Origin of the sequence: Mycobacterium sp., assembly GCF_965229105.1 — a bacterium.
Classification (GTDB): Bacteria; Actinomycetota; Actinomycetes; order Mycobacteriales; family Mycobacteriaceae; genus Mycobacterium.
Map to the genome: position 1 here is coordinate 1185095 of NZ_OZ245858.1, position 19466 is coordinate 1204560.

The window sequence follows — 19466 nt, forward strand, 5'->3', positions numbered from 1 at the left end:
AGATAAAGTTTGGGCGACTGTCCGGTACCCGATCTGCGCGGACCGGAACGAATCAATGACGTCAGCGAGGTCGTCTGCGTGGGAAATCCCGGTGGAATCCGGCCAGCCCGGCTGAAGGTGGGAATCATCTCGGCGGGCCGAGTGGGGACGGCGCTCGGCGCAGCGCTGGAACGGGCCGAGCACGTCGTCGTCGCGTGCAGCGCCGTCTCGAATCAGTCCTTGAGCCGTGCCGCGCGCCGCTTGCCCGACACCCCGGTTCTGCCGGTCCACGAGGTCGCCGACAACTCCGAACTGCTGCTACTCGCCGTTCCCGACGCCGAACTGGCGTCGCTGATATCCGGCTTGGCAGCCACCTCATCGGTCAAGCCGGGGACCATCGTTGCCCACACCTCTGGTGCCAACGGCATCGCGGTCCTCGCGCCGCTGGCCGAGATGGGTTGTGTGCCGCTGGCGATTCATCCCGCCATGACCTTCACCGGCGGCGACGAAGATATCGCTCGCCTTGGCGATACCTGTTTCGGCGTCACAGCGGCCGACGAGATCGGTTATGCCATAGCGCAATCGTTGGTCCTGGAGATCGGCGGTGAGCCCGTTGGGGTGCTCGAGCAGGACCGGACGCTCTATCACGCGGCGCTGGCCCATGCGAGCAACCACATCGTCACCATCATCGCCGATGCGCTGGAGGCGCTGCGCGCTGCTCTGTCAGGTCAGGAACTACTGGGCCAGGAACTGGTGGGGGACAACCCCGGTGGCATCGCCGAACGTGTGATCGCGCCACTGGCCCGCGCAGCGCTGGAGAACACGCTCCAACGTGGCCAGGGTGCACTCACCGGTCCGGTTGCCCGTGGTGACGCCGTCGCCGTCGCGGGCCACCTCGCCGCGCTGCGCGACCTCGATCCCGACCTTGCCGAGGCATATCGGGCGGTGGCACTGCGGACCGCACAGCGGGCGCACGCACCGGATGCGGTTTTCGAGGTGCTGACCCGATGAGGACCATCCCGCCGAAATTCCGGGCGGGCGAACTCAACGTCTACCCGTCGCCGAGTGCGGTCGCCGATGTCAGCAGGGCGCTGCGGCATACGGGCCGGCGGGTGATGCTGGTCCCGACGATGGGCGCCCTGCACGCCGGACACCTTGCCCTGGTGCAGGCGGCCAAGCGCATCCCCGGATCCGTTGTGGTGGTGTCGATCTTCGTCAACCCGCTGCAGTTCGGCCCCAATGAGGATCTCGACGCCTACCCGCGCACCCTGGAGGCCGACCTCGATCTGCTGCGCACCGAGAATGTCGAAATTGCGTTCACGCCGACCGCGGCTGCGATGTACCCGGACGGGCCGCGGACGTCCGTGCACCCGGGGCAGCTGGGCGCTGAGCTCGAAGGGGCCTCTCGGCCAACGCATTTCGCGGGGATGCTGACTGTGGTCCTGAAACTTCTGCAGATCGTGCGCCCGGACAGCGCGTTCTTCGGCGAGAAGGACTACCAGCAGCTGGTGCTGATCCGGCAGATGGTCGCTGACCTCAACGTCGATACCCGCATCGTCGGGGTGCCGATCAAACGGGAAACTGACGGGCTGGCCATGTCATCGCGCAACCGCTACCTCGACCCCGTGCAACGGGAGCAGGCCATTTCGTTGTCCGCGGCACTTCTGGCCGGTAAGTACGCGGCCTCAGGTGGCGCGGCCGCCGCCGTCAGCGCAGCCCGGGCGGTACTCGAGGCGGTCCCCGACCTCGAGATCGATTACCTGCAGGCCCGCGGGCTCGGGCTGGAGCCGTCACCGTCGGCTGGACGGGGAAGGCTGCTGGTTGCGGCGCGCCTCGGTAACACCCGCTTGTTGGACAATATGGCCGTCGAGCTCGGCGAGGGTTTCGTCAGTATCGCGGGGCACCCCGAAATGCCACGGGGGAACTGAGTGCTCCTCGCGATCGATGTCAGAAACACCCACACCGTCGTCGGGTTGATGTCCGGTTCCGGTGACCATGCAAAAGTCGTGCAGCAGTGGCGCATTCGTACTGAGCCCGAAGTGACCGCCGATGAACTGGCACTGACCATCGACGGTCTGATCGGTGACGATTCCGAACAGCTGACCGGAGCCGCTGGGCTGTCCACGGTGCCGTCGGTGCTGCACGAGGTCAGAATGATGCTCGACCAGTACTGGCCGTCGGTCCCGCACGTGTTGATCGAGCCCGGCGTCCGCACCGGAATCCCGCTTCTGGTCGACAACCCCAAAGAGGTTGGCGCCGACCGTATTGTGAATTGCCTTGCCGCATACCACAAGTACGGGTCAGCGGCCATCGTGGTGGACTTCGGATCATCGATCTGCGTCGATGTCGTATCGGCCAAAGGGGAGTTCCTCGGCGGGGCGATCGCACCGGGCATCCAGGTGTCATCGGACGCTGCGGCAGCGCGTTCGGCGGCGCTGCGTCGCGTCGAACTGACCAGACCCAGATCGGTGATCGGCAAGAACACCGTCGAGTGCATGCAGGCCGGTGCGGTGTTCGGGTTTGCCGGGCTGGTCGACGGAATTATCCGGCGGATCCGCGAGGATATCGACGGATTCGCCGGCGACGATATCGCGGTGGTGGCGACGGGCCACACCGCCCCGCTACTGCTGCCCGATCTGCAGACCCAAGCGCACTACGACCGGTATCTGACCCTCGATGGGCTGCGGCTGGTGTTCGAACGTAACCGCGACAGTCAGCGCGGCAAGATCAAACCTGGCCGCTAGTCCACTTTAGAAGAACGTCCGGATCAGCTCGACCACCCTGTCGTCGGCGTCGAGAACCGGGATCAGCGCCCACTTGTCGAAGACAGTGCAGGGATGCGATATGCCGAATTCCAGCCAGGTTCCGACATCGACACGCTCGGTGTCACCGTGGCCCAACCGCAGAAACGCATGCTGGTCGTTGAGTTTGGTCACCGCGCTGTCCGGCAGCGTCCGCGGCACCGGCAGATCCTGATCGAAGGACACGTCGCGGCGGCCCAGGGTGAGCAGGGCCAGATCGGGTTCTGGCCGCGAGCACACCTGAGCCCACACGCTCAGCGCAGGACGCAGCGCCTGCGTTGACACCCCGACCCGGGTCAGTGGTGAGGTCCGCCGGTAGAGACCGTCGTCATGGGTGAGGTACGCGCCGCTTCGCAACACAGTGCAGACCGCCAGCCCGTCGGGCCATCCGGTCCCCAACACGTCGGTGACCAGGTCGAAATGGGTGCTGCCGCCCGCGGTGACCAGCACCACATCGGACTCGAAGGCCCCCGCCAACCGCAGCACCGTCGACCGCAACCGCCCGAGGTAATCGTGCACCACGTCGCGTGCCGCAATATCGACGTCGTGGCCCAGCGCTGCTTCATAGCCGGCAACCCCGACCAACCGCAGCTGGGGACAGGACACCACCGCAGCAGCGACGGCGTCGATATCGCCGTCGGTGCGGCAGCCCGTGCGGGTGCCGAACGCGCCGACCTCGACGCAGACATCGACCGGGCGGTGCGCGCCCGCGGCAGCCAGTTCGGCGCCCATGATCTCCACGCCGCGAACGGAGTCAACCCAGCAGACCAGATCGAAATCTGGATCACTATCCAATTCTGCTGCCAGCCAATGCAACCCGGCTGAATCCACGAGCTCGTTGGCCAGGATCAACGCACTGATCCCGAAAGCGCGGAACGTGCGCACCTGACTGATGGTCGCGGCAGTGATGGCGTACGCCCCCGCATCGAGCTGCCGCGCACACAGCTGCGGTGACATGTGGGTTTTGCCATGCGGGGCCAGCTGCACGCCGCGCTCGGCGCACCACCGCGCCATGGTGGCCAGGTTGTGGGTCAACGCATCGGCGCCCAGCACACACACCGGGCCGAGCGGTCCCGCCTCGAACAGCTGAGGTTTCGCCGCACAAATCTGCGCCGGCGTCTGGCCGCTCCACCCTGCCGGCAGCCCTTTGAAACGCCAATCGATGGGTTCGTCTGCCAGCGCCGCAAGGGCTGCGGCACTGATGGTCGCCGTCACGCGTTCAATTTAAGCGCCAACAGTCCATTAAGCTGGCTCGTCGTGAGCTCTGCGGATACTTCGAATTCGACAAACGAGGATGCCGCCAAGTCGTCTTCTGAAGCCGACCTGCCCGAGCAGTTCCGGATTAGGCAAGCCAAGCGTGAACGGCTGCTGGCCGAAGGCCGCGAACCTTATCCGGTGGAAGTGCACCGGACACACACCCTGGCAGAGATCCGCGCCGCCTACCCGGACCTGGCCGCCGACACCACCACAGGTGATGTCGTCGGGGTGGCCGGCCGGGTGGTCTTCGCGCGCAACTCGGGCAAGCTGTGTTTCGCGACGCTCCAAGACGGTGACGGCACCCAACTGCAGGCGATGATCAGCCTCGCCGGTGTGGGTCAGGAGTCCCTGGACGCCTGGAAAGCCGATACCGACCTCGGAGATATCGTCTTCGTGCACGGCGAGGTGATCAGCTCGCGCCGCGGCGAATTGTCCGTACTCGCCGATTCCTGGCACATGGCATCGAAGGCGTTGCGGCCGCTGCCGGTGGCACACAAAGAGATGAACGAGGAATCTCGCGTGCGCCAGCGTTATGTCGATCTGATCGTGCGGCCTGAGGCCAGGACTGTCGCGCGCCAGCGGATCGCGGTTGTCCGAGCGGTGCGGTCGGCACTGGAACGGCGTGGATTCCTCGAGGTCGAGACGCCGATGCTTCAGGTTCAGGCCGGTGGCGCGGCGGCGCGCCCGTTTGTCACGCACTCCAACGCACTCGACGCCGACCTGTATCTGCGAATCGCGCCGGAGCTTTTTCTGAAGCGCTGTGTGGTCGGCGGATTGGACAAGGTTTTCGAACTGAATCGCAACTTCCGAAACGAAGGTGCGGATTCTACCCATTCGCCGGAATTCTCGATGCTTGAGACTTACCAGGCATACGGCACCTATGACGATTCGGCAGATGTCACCCGTCAAGTAATTCAGGAAGTCGCAGATGAGGCGATCGGTACCCGTCAGGTGCCACTGCCGGATGGCGAGCTCTATGATCTGGACGGCGAATGGCCGTCGATACAAATGTATCCGTCTTTGTCGGAAGCGCTCGGGGAAGAGATCACCCCGGAAACATCGGCCGAGTACTTGTGGACTATTGCCGATCGCCTCGATCTTGAGATCGCCAGAGACCGCGGATACGGGCACGGCAAGCTCATCGAGGAGCTGTGGGAGCACACCGTCGGTGACACCCTGTGGGCGCCGACATTCGTCAAAGATTTTCCCGTCGAGACAACACCTTTGACACGCCAGCATCGCAGCATCGAAGGTGTCACCGAGAAATGGGATCTGTATGTGCGAGGCTTTGAACTCGCCACCGGATACTCCGAGTTGATCGACCCGGTTATTCAGCGCGAGAGGTTCGCGGCGCAGGCCAGAGCTGCCGCGGCGGGTGATGACGAGGCCATGCAGTTGGACGAGGATTTCCTCGCGGCGATGGAGTATGCGATGCCTCCGACGACCGGGACCGGAATGGGTATCGACCGCTTGTTGATGAGTTTGACGGGCTTGTCAATTAGGGAGACCGTTTTGTTCCCGATTGTGCGGCGACACGTCAACTGAACTGCCCGATTGCTCGCGTTGTTGAGCAATGATGATTCATATGGCACATTAGATAGTGGGGGGTTGGTCATCCGACAGATGATTACCCACAGCGTGCGCATAGAAGAAGGATAAGTGAGCTAATGGCTAAGAAAGTTACCGTCACGTTGGTCGATGATTTCGACGGTGAGGGTGCCGCTGACGAAACAGTGGAATTTGGCCTCGACGGTGTCACCTACGAGATTGACCTTTCCAACAAGAATGCAGGAAAGCTTCGCGCTGATCTCAAGCAGTGGATCGAATCAGGCCGCCGCGTCGGGGGTCGTCGTCGTGGCCGCGCACCCGGTTCGGGTCGTGGCAGAGCGGCAATCGACCGCGAACAGAGCGCCGCAATCCGCGATTGGGCCCGTCGTAATGGACATAATGTGTCCACGCGCGGTCGGATCCCCGCCGACGTCATCGACGCGTTCCACGCCGCCTCGTAACTTCTTCTTGCGGCTCTCTTTGAGGCCCGTGGTTATCGGCACTTTTCGCTAGCGGCGAACCAGCCAACGCTCCAAGCGGGAAACGAATCCGCTTTTCCAGGCGTTGCTCTGTTGCGTCTACTCGGACTTTCCCGTCGGCTTGGGGACCCGAGGTGGGACACCCCGGGCGAACGCACATTAGAGTGGGCGGCAGGTGCTGTGCACTTCTCGTGTGCGGGAGCCCGCGCTATACGCGCCATGTATATGAGAGCAGGTAACCACGGATGTTCGAGAGATTTACCGACCGTGCCCGCAGGGTCGTCGTCCTGGCTCAAGAAGAGGCCAGGATGCTCAACCACAACTACATCGGGACCGAGCACATCCTGCTGGGCCTCATCCACGAAGGGGAAGGCGTAGCCGCCAAGTCCCTAGAGTCGTTGGGTATCTCACTGGAAGGTGTCCGCAGCCAGGTCGAGGAGATCATCGGCCAGGGCCAGCAGGCTCCGTCCGGTCATATCCCCTTCACGCCCCGCGCCAAGAAGGTGCTCGAGCTGTCGCTGCGCGAAGCTCTGCAACTCGGCCACAACTACATCGGCACCGAGCACATTCTGCTCGGCCTGATTCGTGAGGGCGAGGGCGTCGCCGCCCAGGTGCTGGTCAAGTTGGGTGCCGAACTGACGCGCGTGCGTCAGCAGGTCATCCAGCTCCTGAGCGGATACCAGGGCAAGGAGACCGCCGAAGCCGGCACGGGTGGCCGCGGTGGTGAGGCGGGTAACCCCTCCACATCACTGGTCCTCGACCAGTTCGGGCGCAACCTGACCGCCGCCGCTATGGAAGGCAAGCTCGATCCCGTCATCGGCCGCGAGAAGGAAATCGAGCGGGTCATGCAGGTGCTGAGCCGCCGCACCAAGAACAACCCGGTGCTGATCGGTGAGCCCGGTGTCGGCAAGACCGCTGTCGTCGAGGGCCTCGCGCAGGCCATCGTGCACGGCGATGTGCCCGAGACACTCAAGGACAAGCAGCTCTACACCCTTGATCTCGGTTCGCTGGTGGCAGGCAGCCGCTATCGCGGTGACTTCGAGGAGCGCCTCAAGAAGGTGCTCAAGGAGATCAACACCCGCGGCGACATCATCCTGTTCATCGACGAGCTGCACACGCTCGTCGGCGCAGGTGCTGCCGAAGGCGCGATCGACGCCGCCAGCATCCTCAAGCCCAAGCTGGCCCGTGGCGAACTGCAGACCATCGGTGCGACCACCCTCGACGAGTACCGCAAGTACATCGAGAAGGACGCCGCGCTGGAACGCCGCTTCCAGCCGGTCCAGGTCGGCGAGCCGACCGTCGAGCACACCGTGGAGATCCTCAAGGGTCTGCGCGACCGCTACGAGGCGCATCACCGCGTCTCGATCACCGACGGCGCCATCGTCGCTGCGGCGACACTGGCCGATCGCTATATCAACGATCGGTTCTTGCCGGATAAGGCCATCGACCTGATCGACGAGGCCGGTGCCCGGATGCGTATCCGCCGGATGACCGCTCCGCCAGACCTGCGCGAGTTCGACGAGAAGATCGCCGACGCGCGCCGGGAGAAAGAGTCGGCGATAGACGCCCAGGACTTCGAGAAGGCTGCCAATCTGCGCGACCGCGAGAAGACCCTGGTCGCTCAGCGCGCCGAGCGGGAAAAGCAGTGGCGCTCAGGTGATCTGGATGTTGTCGCCGAAGTCGACGACGAGCAGATCGCCGAGGTGCTCGGCAACTGGACCGGTATCCCGGTGTTCAAGCTGACCGAGGAAGAAACCACTCGGCTGCTGCGGATGGAAGATGAGCTGCACAAGCGGATCATCGGCCAGGAGGATGCCGTCAAGGCAGTCTCGAAGGCGATCCGGCGTACCCGGGCCGGCCTGAAGGATCCCAAGCGACCCTCCGGTTCGTTCATCTTCGCCGGTCCGTCCGGTGTCGGTAAGACCGAGCTGTCCAAGGCGCTGGCCAACTTCCTGTTCGGCGACGATGACGCGCTCATCCAGATCGACATGGGCGAGTTCCACGACCGCTTCACCGCATCGCGGCTGTTCGGTGCCCCTCCGGGCTACGTCGGCTACGAAGAGGGCGGCCAGCTGACCGAGAAGGTGCGGCGTAAGCCGTTCTCGGTGGTGCTGTTCGACGAGATCGAGAAGGCCCACCAGGAGATCTACAACACGCTGCTACAGGTGCTGGAAGACGGCAGGCTCACCGACGGTCAGGGTCGCACGGTCGACTTCAAGAACACCGTGCTGATCTTCACCTCGAACCTCGGTACCTCGGATATCTCCAAGGCGGTTGGCCTCGGCTTCACTCAGGGTGGCGGCGAGAACAACTACGAGCGGATGAAGCTCAAGGTCAACGACGAGCTCAAGAAACACTTCCGCCCGGAGTTCCTCAACCGTATCGACGACATCATCGTCTTCCACCAGCTGACCAAGGAAGAGATCGTTCAGATGGTGGAGTTGATGATCGGCCGCGTCGGGAACCAGCTCAGGGCCAAGGACATGACCATGGAGCTGTCCGACCAGGCGAAGTCGCTGTTGGCCAAGCGCGGATTCGACCCGGTGCTGGGAGCGCGCCCGCTGCGGCGCACCATCCAGCGCGAGATCGAGGATGCGTTGAGCGAGAAGATCCTCTTCGACGAGGTCGGACCGGGTCAGAATGTCCTCGTCGACGTCGAGAACTGGGACGGCGAGGGTGCCGGCGAGGACGCGGTGTTCACGTTCGTTGGCGTGCCCAAGGCAGAGAAGGTCGAAGAACCCGATCTCGCCAAGGCCGTCACCACCGGCACCGGAGCGGCTGCTTCGGAATAACACGTCAGTCGAAAAACGGGCGGTTACCCTCACCGGGGGTAACCGCCCGTTTGCGTATCGGCCCAAATACCTGGTCGTCAGTCGAGGTATGGCGCGCTAACCGTCGCCAACGTCGTAGGATCCTGGTGTAATCGTTGAGCGAAGGAATCTGGTGGGAATCCAGAACGGTCGCGCCACTGTCAAAGTCAGACCCGACGCTCAGCACCTGGATACGGGACGCGTACTCCCGAAAGGAAACTGGATATGACTTCTTCTGAAACGCACCGGGGCAGGGCGACTGCGGTCGACCTGTCGGCTACCAAGGCCGCGGTCTGGCTGTCGTTGACCGCCGTGCTGGCGCTGATGGTGCTGTACTTCGTCGGCGTCGACCAGGGGGCCACTTCGGTCTTCGGTGACAACATGTACATCCACGAATTCGTGCACGACGCACGCCACCTCCTCGGCTTCCCCTGCCACTGACGCAGGGATACGCCAAACACAATGGAAAAGCAGATTATCGGGCGCGGCCTCCTGGCCGGCGCCCTCGCAGGTGTGCTCTCGTTCCTGTTCGCCAAGGTCTTCCTGGAGCCCATCATCGGACGGGCGATCGACTTCGAAGACGGCACAGCGTCCGCGCACGAAGCCATGGAAACAGCCACAGCCACCGGCGGCCACAGTCACGGTGATGCGGGTGGTGAGCTCTTCACCCGCGGTATCCAGTCGACCATCGGGATGGGCTTCGGTGTCCTGGCGTTCAGCGTCGCGATGGGCGCGCTGTTCGCCGTGGTGTTCTGCGTGGCATACGGCCGCGTGGGCAATATCTCCGCTCGCGCACTGTCAGTGGTCGTGGCCGGCGCAATGCTGGTCTCGCTGTGGATCGTGCCTGCGCTGAAGTATCCGCCCAGTCCGCCGGCCACCAGCCTCGACGAGACCATCGCCCAGCGCACCATGCTCTACCTGCTGATGGTGGGTCTTTCGGTGATTTTGATGGTCGCCGCGGTGTACGCGGGGCGGCAGCTGACGCCGAGGCTTGGGGCGTGGAACGCGACGTTGGTCGGCGGCGCGGGCTACCTGGTCGCGGTCTTCGTGGTCATGGCGATCCTGCCGACGATCAACGAAACGCCGGGCCCCATGGTCAATGACGCGGGAGTGATTGTCTTCCCGGGATTCTCGGCCGTCGATCTCTACGAGTTCCGCCTGTACTCGCTCGGTACCCAGGTGATCCTCTTTGCGACCATCGGACTGGTTTTTGCCGCCCTGGTGTCGCGGGTCGTGGATGGCAAGCGGCAGGAGACCGTTTCAGTGTGAGTGAGGTCGTCCGGCTGACCTTCGTATCCCATGCAATGACGGATGCGATGGCAGCCGGGCGATTTCCCACCGACGAGCCTTTGAACGCCATCGGGCATCGGCAGGCCGACACCGCGATCGATCTCGGACCCGTCGACAGTGCGGTATGCGGGCCGGAGAAACGCACCAGGCAGACCGCCGAACTCCTCGGGTTGTCGGCACGGGTCGATCAGCGACTCGCCGATTTGGACTGCGGCCGATGGCGCGGTGACGTCCTCGGTGGCGTCAAACCCGATGACCTCGCCGTCTGGCTCACCGATGTCAAGCGGGCACCGCACGGCGGTGAGTCGATTGTCGACGTCGTCGCCAGAGTCAGGGACTGGATGGGCACCCTGACGGCCAACCGCTCACGGCTGGTCGCCGTCACGCACCCCGCCGTCATCCGAGCGGCCGTTCTGGTCGCGCTCGACGCACCACCAAAGTCGTTCTGGCGCATCGATATTGCGCCGGTCAGCCGTACCGTCCTGCACTTCCGCGGGCATGCCTGGACGCTACGCAGCTAGCGGACCGGGTCCGGTGCGATCGGGATCAGCGCGAACATCTGCTTGATGATCGTCATCAGCCAGGCCGCGGTGCCGGAACCGTGAAAGCGCGGCCAGTTCATCTGCAGACTCAGGACCCAGGCCTGTCCGGTCCGGTCCTCCGCGTACCAACTGAACGTCAGATCGCCGGGCAGGTTGCCGGCTTTGGCGCCGATATAGGGCCACTGCTTACGGTCGAGGTCGATACCGGGGATCGCGGTCATGATGTCGCGCACCGGAGCGGCGGGTCCCACCGCGATCTTCTGCAGGGCGGCGTGCACCCGGCAGATGTCCTCGGCGCTGCCGTACCACTCGGCACCGTAGGCGCTGCCAGGTGAGCGAGTGTGCAACGGATCCGGTACGTAGGGACGGGAACTGGCGTCCTTGAGCAGCTCGGCGCGACCCGCTGGGTCGGCGTACTGCCACTTGTCTCGCAGATCCGGGATGCCCCAACCGATGGAGAACAGCTCGTGCATCGTCGGGAAGGGGGTCATGCTGGCGGGATCGTGATGGCCCGCATCGGCGAGTGCGCGTTCCACAGCGGGTTTGCCAACCCGTTCGATCAGCATGTCGGTTGCCATGTTGTCGCTGTTGGAGATCATCTTCTGGGCCGCGGTGCGCACCGAGATGTGGGTGCCGGGCGGAAGCTTGTCGAAACCGGACGAACCGACGGCCTTGCCGTCGGCGGTGATGGTCAGTTGGTCATCCCAGGACAGGCGGCCCGCGGTGATTTCCTCGGCGACGGCGTAGAGCACATAGGTCTTGAAGATGGACGCCAGCGGTAGCGACTCCGCGGTGTTGGTGCCCGCGAATTGCGTACATTGGCCATCGTTGACCCGCGACACCCGATAGGCATAGCGGGCACCGGTTTTCGACAACACGGCATCCACATCAGCCCAGGATTTGATCTCCGGGGTCTGGGTGGTGACCTTGAACCTGTCCACCAGCAGGCTGGAGTCATCAGTGTGCAATTCGATGTCCTGACGGGCGCCGTAGGACGACACGATATGCAATGTGGCTGCACCAGCACCGATTTCGACACCGGCCACGGAATAGGGCCGGTCGTACCACATTCCGTCCATGGTCGTCTCGACCGGATCGACGATATCGGGCGTGGCCAGGGTCCCGATCCCGACAGGGCCGATGGGCCAGTCGGAGTTGAGCATGTCCATCACCTGCCGGGCACGGACACCGGGCGGGGTGTTGGTGCTGATCTGGACACCGCCCACATCGCCGGCATTGGCCGACGGTGTGGCGTCGGTACCGCAGCCGTTGACAAGGGTGGCGACGAGGGCGGCGCTACAAAGCAACGCCGCCGCGCGACGTGGCCTGCGGCCCGCGCTCGTGTGGTTAGGCGTCTGCGCTTGACCCGGCAACGTCCAACACAACCTCGAACTCCAGCAGTGATGCCCCGGTAGCGACGGGATTTTTCTGCTCACCCTTATGTGCTTCCACGGCCGGGCCCGACGCCCAGGCCTGGAACGCCTCCTCGGACTCCCATTGGGTCACCACGAAGTAGCGGTCCTCGCCCTTGACCGGGCGCAGGAGTTGAAATCCGAGAAAACCGGGCTGGTTGTCGACAGCATGGGCACGGTGAGCGAACCGCTTCTCCAGCTCTGGCCCGGCGCCGGCGGGTACCGCAATTGCGTTGATCTTCACCACGGACATGGCGTTAGGCTACCGCGCCTCACATCGGCCTCGGCTAGGCACGCAAGATGACGTACATGAACATCGACATGCTCACCCACCGCGGTGGGCAGGGTAATCCGATGGTGCTGACGCACGGGTTGATGGGCCGCGGCAGCACGTGGTCGCGGCAGCTGTCCTGGTTGACCCGGCTCGGCGCGGTCTACACCTATGACGCGCCGTGGCACCGGGGCCGATACGTCACCGATCCACACGTGATCAGCACCGAGCGCTTCGTCGCCGACCTGGCCGACGCGCTGGCACCGTTCGGCGCACCCGTGGCGGTGATCGGCCATTCGATGGGCGGTCTGCATGCCTGGTGCCTGGCGGCGGAACGGCCCGACCTGGTGTCGGCACTCGTCATCGAAGATATGGCGCCGGACTTTCGCGGCCGGACCACCGGGGCCTGGGAGCCGTGGCTGCATGCGCTGCCAGTGGAATTCGAGACCGCTGACGCGGTCATCGAGGAGTTCGGTCCGGTCGCCGGCCGGTATTTCGTCGAGGCCTTCGATCGCACCGCGACGGGTTGGCGGCTCCACGGCCGCGTCGAGCGGTGGATCGAGATCGCTGCCCAGTGGGGGACCCGCGACTTCTGGGACGAATGGCATGCTGTGCAGGCACCCACGCTGCTGATCGAAGCGGGGAATTCGGTCACCCCACCCGGGCAGATGCTGGAGATGAGAGTGACCGGCAACCGGGCGAATTATCTGCAGGTGCCCGGTGCCGGCCATCTTGTCCACGACGAGGCGCCGCAGGAATATCGGGATGCGGTCACGTCGTTCTTAGCGACCGTGTCCAGCTCCTGAGGTCGGCCAGGTCGGCTGTTGTTCGAAGCGGGTACGGATGGCGTCCAGATCATGGCCGATCCGGCGGGTGTCGGAATCGCGGTCTTCCAGCAGGCGGGCCACGGTCGCGGTGTTGTAGCGGAGACCGTCGAGGTAGTGACGCAGCGAGTGCAGGAGGTTCATTGTGGTTGTCATGGCAGTAAGTCTTCGACAATCTATATCCCGCCAACAGTGGCAGTACTGTCCCGGTGCGTTAAGATACTGCCATGCTTGAAACTGTCTCGGTGCTGGTCCTGGACGGATTGGCACCCTTCGAATTCGGGGTGATCTGCGAGGTCTTCGGTATCGACCGCTCCGCAGACGGGGTGCCGAACTTCGATTTCAAGGTGTGTGGGCCGCAAGCGGGTCAGCCCGTACGGATGTCCATCGGCGCCAGCCTGACCCCCGACCACGACTTCAGCGCGCTGGCGGGAGCCGACCTGGTGGCGGTCCCTGCGGTGATCGGGCTGGAGTACCCGAAGGAGGCCCTTGACGCCCTGCGCGCCGCGGCCGCGGCCGGCTCGACCATCCTCACGGTCTGCTCCGGTGCGTTCGTCGTCGGTGCGGCGGGGCTACTCGACGGGCGGGCTTGTACGACGCACTGGATGCACGCCGACGAGCTGGCGCGGATGTATCCGACGGCCAAGGTCGATCGCAATGTGCTGTTCGTCGATGACGGAAATCTGATCACCAGCGCGGGCACGGCGGCCGGTATCGATGCCTGCCTGCACTTGGTACGCCGCGAACTAGGCAGTGCCGCAACCAATGTCATCGCCCGGCGGATGGTGGTGCCACCGCAGCGCGACGGTGGTCAACGTCAATACATCGACCAGCCCATCCCGGTGCGGTGCTCCGAAGGGTTTGCGCCGCAACTGGATTGGATTCTGGCCAACCTCGACAAGCCGCATACTGTCGCCACCCTTGCCGGCCGCGCCCATATGTCGGCTCGAACCTTCGCCCGCAGATTCGTGGAAGAGACCGGTACCACGCCGATGCAATGGGTGACCGATCAACGGGTCCTCTATGCGCGCAGGCTGCTGGAAGAGAGCGATCTGGATATCGATCGGATCGCCGATCGGGCCGGGTTCGGCACCGCAACGCTGCTGCGGCACCATTTCCGGCGGATCATCGGAGTGACGCCGTCGGATTACCGGCGCCGCTTCGCCTGCGACGACTGCGCGGTTACTGCGTGATTTCGGCGCGCTGAGCCGCGCTCACGGGCGTTGTCAAGCTGCGTGGAGTCGGTCGGGATTGTTTTCGGCGGGGAGGTTGATGCCGACGATGGGGCTGGGCTGTGTTGTGGATGGGCGGTTGCGGAATCGTTCTGGGTGGGCGTCGTAGTAGGCCTGTAGGGCGTGGTCGCGGCAATTCCAGTGCCGCGTCCAGGTGCCGTTGTGGACCTCGTCGGGAGTGAACAGTGCGATGCCAGTGTGGCGGTGATGCTGGTTGTACCAGGACACATAGGCGTCCACCCACTGCCGGGCGGTTTCGAGGTCGTCGAAGACGCCCGGGTAGTTGGGCCGGTATTTCATCGTGCGGAATTCCGATTCGGAGAACGGATTGTCATTGCTGACCCGCGGCCGGTTGTGCGTCTGGCCGACGCCCTGATCGGCCAGCAGGTCCTTGAGGAGTGTCGAGCGCATCGCGGGTCCGGAATCGGCGTGCACCACCGTGGGCAGTCCGTGGTCGGTGAACGCGGTCTCGAACATGTCCACGGCGAGGTCGTCGCACTCGCGTTCCTCGACCCGCCAGCCCACGATCTTGCGGGAGTAGATGTCGATGACCGAGTACGCCTTGAACGCCACCCCGCGCCACGGGGTGCGTAGATCGGTGATGTCCCAACTCCAGATCTGTTGCGGTCCCGTTGCTTTGAGCACCGGCGCGACCCGCGGCGTCTGGTTCGTCGCCCGGGTCGGTGCGATCGGCCGCACACTTTGATCGGTGATGGCTGCGGCGATGCGCCACCACGACCGCCGCGAGGCCAGCATCGTGCCGGCATCCCAGGTCGAGGCGAACGCCTGGTCCACCGAGGTGCCCGCGAGCCAGCCGGCGATGATCTCGTCGCGGATCGCGGTGCGGTCGGCCTCACCGATACGCGACGGGTAGGCCCGGTCCCGGTGCGGCAACGGGTCGGGCACCGGGGTGCGCGGATGCGATCGGTAATGCCACGTCGAACGTGACAGATCGATCATCGCCAGCGCCCGGCGCTGCGATCCGATCGCCGCGGTCAGCTCGGCGACGAGTCCGTTCTCGGCGTCGAGGAAGCACCGAGATCGTGGATCGTCGGGGTCACGTCGGGCTCGTGCACGTTCATCTCGTGCAAGAGCCCGATAGCTTTTCCCAACGCCTCGTTGGTCACCTCGAGCTCGCGCACCCGTGCCTGCAGCCGGACCAGTTCGATCTCGTCGCGATCGTGCTTGTCCGCCTCCGCCTTGGCCAACGCCCTGCGTTTCGCTGGGGGAACTGTCATGGCTCCACCTTCTCGCGGAATCAGTCCCCGGTCGAGGTCACCGTCGAACAACGCCGACTGCCACCGCCGGAACTGGCGGTTCGACACCCCCACAGCAGCAAGGAACGGCCCCTTCTGCCCACGACCCAACAGCTGGTAGTCCACGACAAGCTCACGAATCTCGGTGGGGGTGAACCCCGGACTGATCGACATAACCCAACCTCTTCACACTGGCTGCAACTGACTCACAACCAGCCTGGCAAAGAGGGTCACCACGGCTTACCGCGCCGAAATCACAGCTCGGCGTCCCCTTCGCCGGCGAGCGCGAAGCGGCCGTCGGAGGTCTGCTCGACGAGCCCGTCCACCAACAACGAACCCAGCGCCCGGTCGCGCTGCGCGCCGTCGGTCAGCCAGGCCACATCCAATTGCGCACGGGTCACTGGTATTTCGCTGCCCCGCAACACATCGAGCAGGCGCCCGCGGACCTGCCGGTCGGTTCCGGCGTACGTCTGCCCACGCTTGGGCGGGGCAGTGGACGGCGGAAAGCCGGCGGCCCGCCATGCGCAGTGACTCAATGGGCACAGCCCGCACTTTGGCGATCGCGCGGTGCAGATCAGCGCGCCGAGCTCCATCAGTGCCGCCGAAAAGCGCGGTGCGCTCGCATCGGCGGGTAACAGCGCGGCGACCTCGGCCTCATCGCGAGTGGCCGACGCCGGGCCCGCATCGGCCGAGCCGTGCACCGCGCGGGCCACCACGCGTCGCACATTGGTATCGACCACCGGAACCGACTGCTGGTAGGCGAAACACGCGATCGCCCGAGCCGTGTAACTCCCCACGCCGGGCAGGGTCAGCAGAGTGGCTACATCGTCGGGCACCACATCGCCGTGGACAGTGGCGATCACCCCGGCGCATTGGTGCAGGCGTTGGGCCCGTCGGGGATAGCCCAGCTTGCCCCAGGCCCGCAGCACATCGGCCGCACTGGCCGCCGCGGTTGCCGACGGGGTGGGCCAGCGGGCCACCCAGTCCAGCCAGATCGGCAATACCCGCGACACCGGCGTCTGCTGCAGCATGTACTCGCTGACCAGGATCTTCCACGCTCCGACCTCGGGATGCCGCCACGGCAGGTCGCGGTGTTCGCGGTCATACCAGTCGATCAACTCCGATGCACTGACACTCATTGTGTCGCCGTCAGATACTGGGGGCACAATGTGCACCATGCCGAATACGAGCCCCGTAACCGCCTGGAAAGCACTCAAAGAGGGTAACGAGCGATTCGTCTCGGGCCAGCCGCAGCATCCCAGCCAGAGCATCGAGTACCGCGCCAGCCTGGCTGCAGAACAGAAGCCGACCGCCGTCGTCTTCGGCTGCGCCGACAGCCGGGTCGCTGCCGAGATCATTTTCGACCAGGGCCTCGGCGATATGTTCGTCGTCCGCACCGCCGGCCATGTGCTCGACTCGGCGGTGCTCGGCTCTCTGGAATACGCGGTCACGATCCTCAACGTGCCGCTGATCGTCGTCCTTGGCCATGACAGCTGCGGGGCGGTCAAAGCCACACTGGACACGCTCGACGGCGGACAGGTGCCCAGCGGGTATGTCCGCGATGTCGTCGAGCGGGTGACGCCGTCGATCCTCCTGGGCAGGCGCGACGGCCTGACCAGGGTTGACGAGTTCGAAACCCGGCACGTCGTCGAAACTGGCGCCCAGATCATGGCGCGGTCGACGGCCATTTCCGATCGGGTCAACGCTGGCACGCTTGGCATCGTGGGACTGACCTATCACCTGGCCGACGGCAAGGTTCACCTACGCAAACACGTCGGCGACATCGGCGAATAGCACAGCAAAGTCACACCAGTCACATTGCGACACGCCGAGGCGGGTCGGACGGCTCGCAGTGACCTGGCCTTACCGTGAGAACGTGCTGGATTTGGAACCGCAAGGCCCGCTGCCGACGCAGATCTACTGGCGGCGCCGTGGGCTCGCCATCGGCGTTGCGGTTGTCGTCATCGCACTGGTAGCGGCGATTGTCTTCATGGTCCTTCGGGGCAGCGCGTCCACCGAAACGAAACCCGCCGCCGACAATAAGCCGAATACCGCGCAGGGTCCGCTCGCGCCGACACCGACTCCTGAGGTCAAGACGCCCGTCGTCCCGCCGGCTGAGGAAGTTCCGCCCCCGACACCTACCGCAACCGCGGCCGTCGTGCCGCCGCCGGTTCTCAAAGAGGGTGACGACTGCCCGGACTCGACACTGGCCGTCAAGGGGATGACCAGCCAACCGCAGTACACGATCGGCGATCAGCCCAAATTCACCATGGTCGTCACCAATATCGGCCTGGTGGCCTGCCAGCGCGATGTCGGCGCGGCGGTTCTGGCGGCCTACGTCTACTCCTTGGACAACAAACGCCTCTGGTCGAATCTGGACTGCGCGCCGTCCAACGAGACGCTGGTCAAGACATTCAACCCGGGTGAACAGGTCACCACCGAGGTGACCTGGACCGGTATGGGCTCCGAAGCGCAATGCCCCCTGCCGCGTCAGCCGATCGGGCCCGGCACCTACAACCTGGTGGTCCAACTGGGCAACCTGCGTTCGGCGACCGTGCCGTTCATCCTGGCCGACGCGGGCGCACCGCCACCCGCCGATGCTCCGGCTCCGGCGCCGGAAGAGGTTCCGCCGCCGGCTGCTGACGTACCGCCAGCACCTGCGGGCTGACGCCCGACGGGTCAGGCGAGCCGGTCGGCGATCGTCGACTCGGCCAACTGCGACAGTCCTTCGCGGACATGTCGTGCCCACATGGAGCCGATCCCCTCGACGGATTGCAGATCGTTGGCACTGGCGGCCAACAGGCCCTGCAGCGAGCCGAAGGTACGTACCAGTAGGTCGACGTGGGCGAACTGCAGTCGCGGGATACCGGCCATCGCACGGTATCCGCGTGAGCTCAGCGCCGAATCCTGCGCCTCCACGGTCGACGGGTAGCCGAACACCTGCGCCAGCGCGGTGAAATCGAGTAGCTCGGCGTCTGACAGCCCGTCCAGCGCCTCCAGCGTGCCCGCTACCTGGCTTTTGGAGGGCGCATCGGGGCTGGCGTGATAGTCGCGCACGATCAGCTCACGCGAGGTGTCGTTGCCGCCGAGTAGCTCTTCGAGCTGGAGTCGCAGCTGGCGCCCGTCAGTTCCGAGCTCGACGGCATCGGAGTCGATCTCCACGCCGATCCGGCGAACCATCTCCAGGCGCTGGACCACGGTCATCACATCGCGCAGCGTCACGAAGTCTTCGATCTCGGCGGTGGAGAGCTGCCTGCTGACCTCGTCGAGTCGGGACTTGTAGCGTTCCAGGGTCGCGATCGCCTGGTTGGCCCGCGACAAAATGGTCGCCGAATCCGCGACGACGTGCCGTTCGCCGGCCACGTAGACGGTGACGATGCTCATCGAGTGGCTGACCGAGATGACCGGGTAGCCCGTCTGGATGGCCGTCCGTTCTGCCGACCGGTGCCGGGTACCGGATTCGTCGGTGGGGATCGACGGGTCAGGGACCAGCTGGACGTTGGCTCGGACGATCCGGCTGCCGTCGGTGGACAGCACCACCGCACCGTCCATTTTGGACAGCTCGCGCAGCCTGGTGGGCGCGTAGCGGACGTCGAGCGAGAAGCCGCCGTCACAGATGGACTCGACGCTGTCGTCGTAGCCGAGCACGATCAGGGCGCCGGTGCGGCCGCGCAGAATCCGCTCCAGCCCGTCGCGCAGTGCGGTGCCTGGCGCGAGCCGTCCCACAGTCTCACGCAGGGTCGGGCGCGCGCTCACCGCACCAAT

The 19466-nt window shown here is 64.9% G+C and carries 21 protein-coding genes; 13 read left to right on the plus strand and 8 right to left on the minus strand.

What is annotated here, in order from left to right:
- The first annotated feature begins 78 nt into the window (after positions 1 to 78).
- From ADBZ9O_RS05680 to ADBZ9O_RS05690, 3 genes are read left to right on the plus strand one after another with little or no spacing between them, the layout of a single operon-like run.
- Positions 79 to 990 (plus strand): Rossmann-like and DUF2520 domain-containing protein, encoded by a 912-nt coding sequence (locus ADBZ9O_RS05680; protein WP_526529213.1) that lies wholly within the window; start codon positions 79 to 81, stop codon positions 988 to 990.
- Complete coding sequence (gene panC, locus ADBZ9O_RS05685; protein WP_526529215.1) at positions 987 to 1907, plus strand: pantoate--beta-alanine ligase; 921 nt, start codon at positions 987 to 989, stop codon at positions 1905 to 1907. Before ADBZ9O_RS05680 ends, panC begins: the two co-directional genes overlap by 4 nt.
- Positions 1908 to 2723: a type III pantothenate kinase gene (locus ADBZ9O_RS05690; RefSeq protein ID WP_526529217.1), complete on the plus strand. Its 816-nt coding sequence runs from the start codon at positions 1908 to 1910 to the stop codon at positions 2721 to 2723.
- A gap of 6 nt (positions 2724 to 2729) precedes the next feature.
- Here the strand turns inward: ADBZ9O_RS05690 and ADBZ9O_RS05695 are convergent, their stop codons facing one another.
- Complete coding sequence (locus ADBZ9O_RS05695; protein WP_526529219.1) at positions 2730 to 3995, minus strand: alanine racemase; 1266 nt, start codon at positions 3993 to 3995, stop codon at positions 2730 to 2732.
- Positions 3996 to 4103: 108 nt separating this feature from the next.
- On the opposite strand from ADBZ9O_RS05695, the gene lysS reads away from it, so the two are divergent.
- The 6 genes from lysS (at position 4104) to ADBZ9O_RS05725 (ending at position 10685) form a co-directional block, all read left to right on the plus strand.
- Entirely contained in the window at positions 4104 to 5582 is a 1479-nt protein-coding gene (lysS, locus tag ADBZ9O_RS05700; RefSeq protein WP_526532869.1) for a lysine--tRNA ligase, read from the plus strand.
- A 122-nt stretch (positions 5583 to 5704) separates the two neighbouring features.
- Entirely contained in the window at positions 5705 to 6046 is a 342-nt protein-coding gene (gene lsr2, locus ADBZ9O_RS05705; RefSeq protein WP_526529221.1) for a histone-like nucleoid-structuring protein Lsr2, read from the plus strand.
- A gap of 263 nt (positions 6047 to 6309) precedes the next feature.
- Entirely contained in the window at positions 6310 to 8856 is a 2547-nt protein-coding gene (locus ADBZ9O_RS05710; protein ID WP_526529223.1) for an ATP-dependent Clp protease ATP-binding subunit, read from the plus strand.
- A gap of 243 nt (positions 8857 to 9099) precedes the next feature.
- The gene (locus tag ADBZ9O_RS05715) at positions 9100 to 9315 is read left to right on the plus strand and encodes a CbtB domain-containing protein (RefSeq protein ID WP_526529225.1); all 216 of its coding nucleotides are present in this window, start codon (positions 9100 to 9102) and stop codon (positions 9313 to 9315) included.
- Between the two features lie 21 nt (positions 9316 to 9336).
- Entirely contained in the window at positions 9337 to 10143 is an 807-nt protein-coding gene (locus ADBZ9O_RS05720; RefSeq protein WP_526529227.1) for a CbtA family protein, read from the plus strand.
- The gene (locus tag ADBZ9O_RS05725; protein WP_526529229.1) at positions 10140 to 10685 is read left to right on the plus strand and encodes a histidine phosphatase family protein; all 546 of its coding nucleotides are present in this window, start codon (positions 10140 to 10142) and stop codon (positions 10683 to 10685) included. The genes ADBZ9O_RS05720 and ADBZ9O_RS05725 overlap by 4 nt, the downstream gene beginning before the upstream one ends.
- Here ADBZ9O_RS05725 and ADBZ9O_RS05730 read toward each other — a convergent pair.
- A complete protein-coding gene (locus tag ADBZ9O_RS05730; RefSeq protein ID WP_526529231.1) occupies positions 10682 to 12079 on the minus strand; it encodes a serine hydrolase in 1398 nt (465 codons plus the stop codon). The genes ADBZ9O_RS05725 and ADBZ9O_RS05730 overlap by 4 nt on opposite strands.
- Complete coding sequence (gene mhuD / locus ADBZ9O_RS05735) at positions 12054 to 12371, minus strand: mycobilin-forming heme oxygenase MhuD (RefSeq protein WP_526529233.1); 318 nt, start codon at positions 12369 to 12371, stop codon at positions 12054 to 12056. The genes ADBZ9O_RS05730 and mhuD overlap by 26 nt, the downstream gene beginning before the upstream one ends.
- A gap of 56 nt (positions 12372 to 12427) precedes the next feature.
- On the opposite strand from mhuD, the gene ADBZ9O_RS05740 reads away from it, so the two are divergent.
- Positions 12428 to 13195, plus strand: a complete 768-nt coding sequence (locus ADBZ9O_RS05740) for an alpha/beta fold hydrolase (protein WP_526532871.1) — start codon at positions 12428 to 12430, stop codon at positions 13193 to 13195.
- Here ADBZ9O_RS05740 and ADBZ9O_RS05745 read toward each other — a convergent pair.
- Entirely contained in the window at positions 13172 to 13369 is a 198-nt protein-coding gene (locus ADBZ9O_RS05745) for a hypothetical protein (RefSeq protein WP_526529235.1), read from the minus strand. The two genes, ADBZ9O_RS05740 and ADBZ9O_RS05745, sit on opposite strands and share 24 nt — an antisense overlap.
- Before the next feature lie 71 nt (positions 13370 to 13440).
- Here ADBZ9O_RS05745 and ADBZ9O_RS05750 point away from each other — a divergent pair, with 71 nt between their 5' ends.
- Positions 13441 to 14406 (plus strand): GlxA family transcriptional regulator, encoded by a 966-nt coding sequence (locus ADBZ9O_RS05750; protein WP_526529237.1) that lies wholly within the window; start codon positions 13441 to 13443, stop codon positions 14404 to 14406.
- 33 nt (positions 14407 to 14439) lie between these two features.
- On the opposite strand, the gene ADBZ9O_RS05755 is transcribed toward ADBZ9O_RS05750, so the two are convergent.
- The 3 genes from ADBZ9O_RS05755 to ADBZ9O_RS05765 form a co-directional block, all read right to left on the minus strand.
- Positions 14440 to 15405, minus strand: a complete 966-nt coding sequence (locus ADBZ9O_RS05755) for a DDE-type integrase/transposase/recombinase (protein ID WP_526524875.1) — start codon at positions 15403 to 15405, stop codon at positions 14440 to 14442.
- Between the two features lie 35 nt (positions 15406 to 15440).
- Positions 15441 to 15875 carry a hypothetical protein gene (locus ADBZ9O_RS05760; protein ID WP_526528211.1) on the minus strand — a complete coding sequence of 145 codons (435 nt, stop codon included), beginning with the start codon at positions 15873 to 15875 and terminating at the stop codon, positions 15441 to 15443.
- 80 nt (positions 15876 to 15955) lie between these two features.
- On the minus strand, positions 15956 to 16840 hold the full coding sequence (locus tag ADBZ9O_RS05765; protein WP_526529239.1) for an iron-sulfur binding domain-containing protein: 885 nt from the start codon (positions 16838 to 16840) through the stop codon (positions 15956 to 15958).
- Between the two features lie 37 nt (positions 16841 to 16877).
- Between ADBZ9O_RS05765 and ADBZ9O_RS05770 the strand changes: the two genes are divergently transcribed.
- On the plus strand, positions 16878 to 17495 hold the full coding sequence (locus ADBZ9O_RS05770; protein WP_526529241.1) for a carbonic anhydrase: 618 nt from the start codon (positions 16878 to 16880) through the stop codon (positions 17493 to 17495).
- A gap of 82 nt (positions 17496 to 17577) precedes the next feature.
- Positions 17578 to 18369 (plus strand): hypothetical protein, encoded by a 792-nt coding sequence (locus ADBZ9O_RS05775; protein ID WP_526529243.1) that lies wholly within the window; start codon positions 17578 to 17580, stop codon positions 18367 to 18369.
- An 11-nt stretch (positions 18370 to 18380) separates the two neighbouring features.
- On the opposite strand, the gene disA is transcribed toward ADBZ9O_RS05775, so the two are convergent.
- Positions 18381 to 19457, minus strand: a complete 1077-nt coding sequence (gene disA / locus ADBZ9O_RS05780) for a DNA integrity scanning diadenylate cyclase DisA (RefSeq protein WP_526529245.1) — start codon at positions 19455 to 19457, stop codon at positions 18381 to 18383.
- Positions 19458 to 19466: the final 9 nt, after the last annotated feature.

Coding starts and splice junctions, on each gene's coding strand:
- panC (WP_526529215.1), top strand. CDS start 987: ATGAGGACCATCCCGCCGAAATTCCGGGCGGGCGAACTCAACGTCTAC.
- lsr2 (WP_526529221.1), top strand. CDS start 5,705: ATGGCTAAGAAAGTTACCGTCACGTTGGTCGATGATTTCGACGGTGAG.
- ADBZ9O_RS05710 (WP_526529223.1), top strand. CDS start 6,310: ATGTTCGAGAGATTTACCGACCGTGCCCGCAGGGTCGTCGTCCTGGCT.
- ADBZ9O_RS05715 (WP_526529225.1), top strand. CDS start 9,100: ATGACTTCTTCTGAAACGCACCGGGGCAGGGCGACTGCGGTCGACCTG.
- ADBZ9O_RS05720 (WP_526529227.1), top strand. CDS start 9,337: ATGGAAAAGCAGATTATCGGGCGCGGCCTCCTGGCCGGCGCCCTCGCA.
- mhuD (WP_526529233.1), bottom strand. CDS start 12,371: ATGTCCGTGGTGAAGATCAACGCAATTGCGGTACCCGCCGGCGCCGGG.
- ADBZ9O_RS05740 (WP_526532871.1), top strand. CDS start 12,428: ATGAACATCGACATGCTCACCCACCGCGGTGGGCAGGGTAATCCGATG.
- ADBZ9O_RS05745 (WP_526529235.1), bottom strand. CDS start 13,369: ATGACAACCACAATGAACCTCCTGCACTCGCTGCGTCACTACCTCGAC.
- ADBZ9O_RS05750 (WP_526529237.1), top strand. CDS start 13,441: ATGCTTGAAACTGTCTCGGTGCTGGTCCTGGACGGATTGGCACCCTTC.
- ADBZ9O_RS05755 (WP_526524875.1), bottom strand. CDS start 15,405: ATGATCGATCTGTCACGTTCGACGTGGCATTACCGATCGCATCCGCGC.
- ADBZ9O_RS05760 (WP_526528211.1), bottom strand. CDS start 15,875: ATGTCGATCAGTCCGGGGTTCACCCCCACCGAGATTCGTGAGCTTGTC.
- ADBZ9O_RS05765 (WP_526529239.1), bottom strand. CDS start 16,840: ATGAGTGTCAGTGCATCGGAGTTGATCGACTGGTATGACCGCGAACAC.
- ADBZ9O_RS05770 (WP_526529241.1), top strand. CDS start 16,878: ATGCCGAATACGAGCCCCGTAACCGCCTGGAAAGCACTCAAAGAGGGT.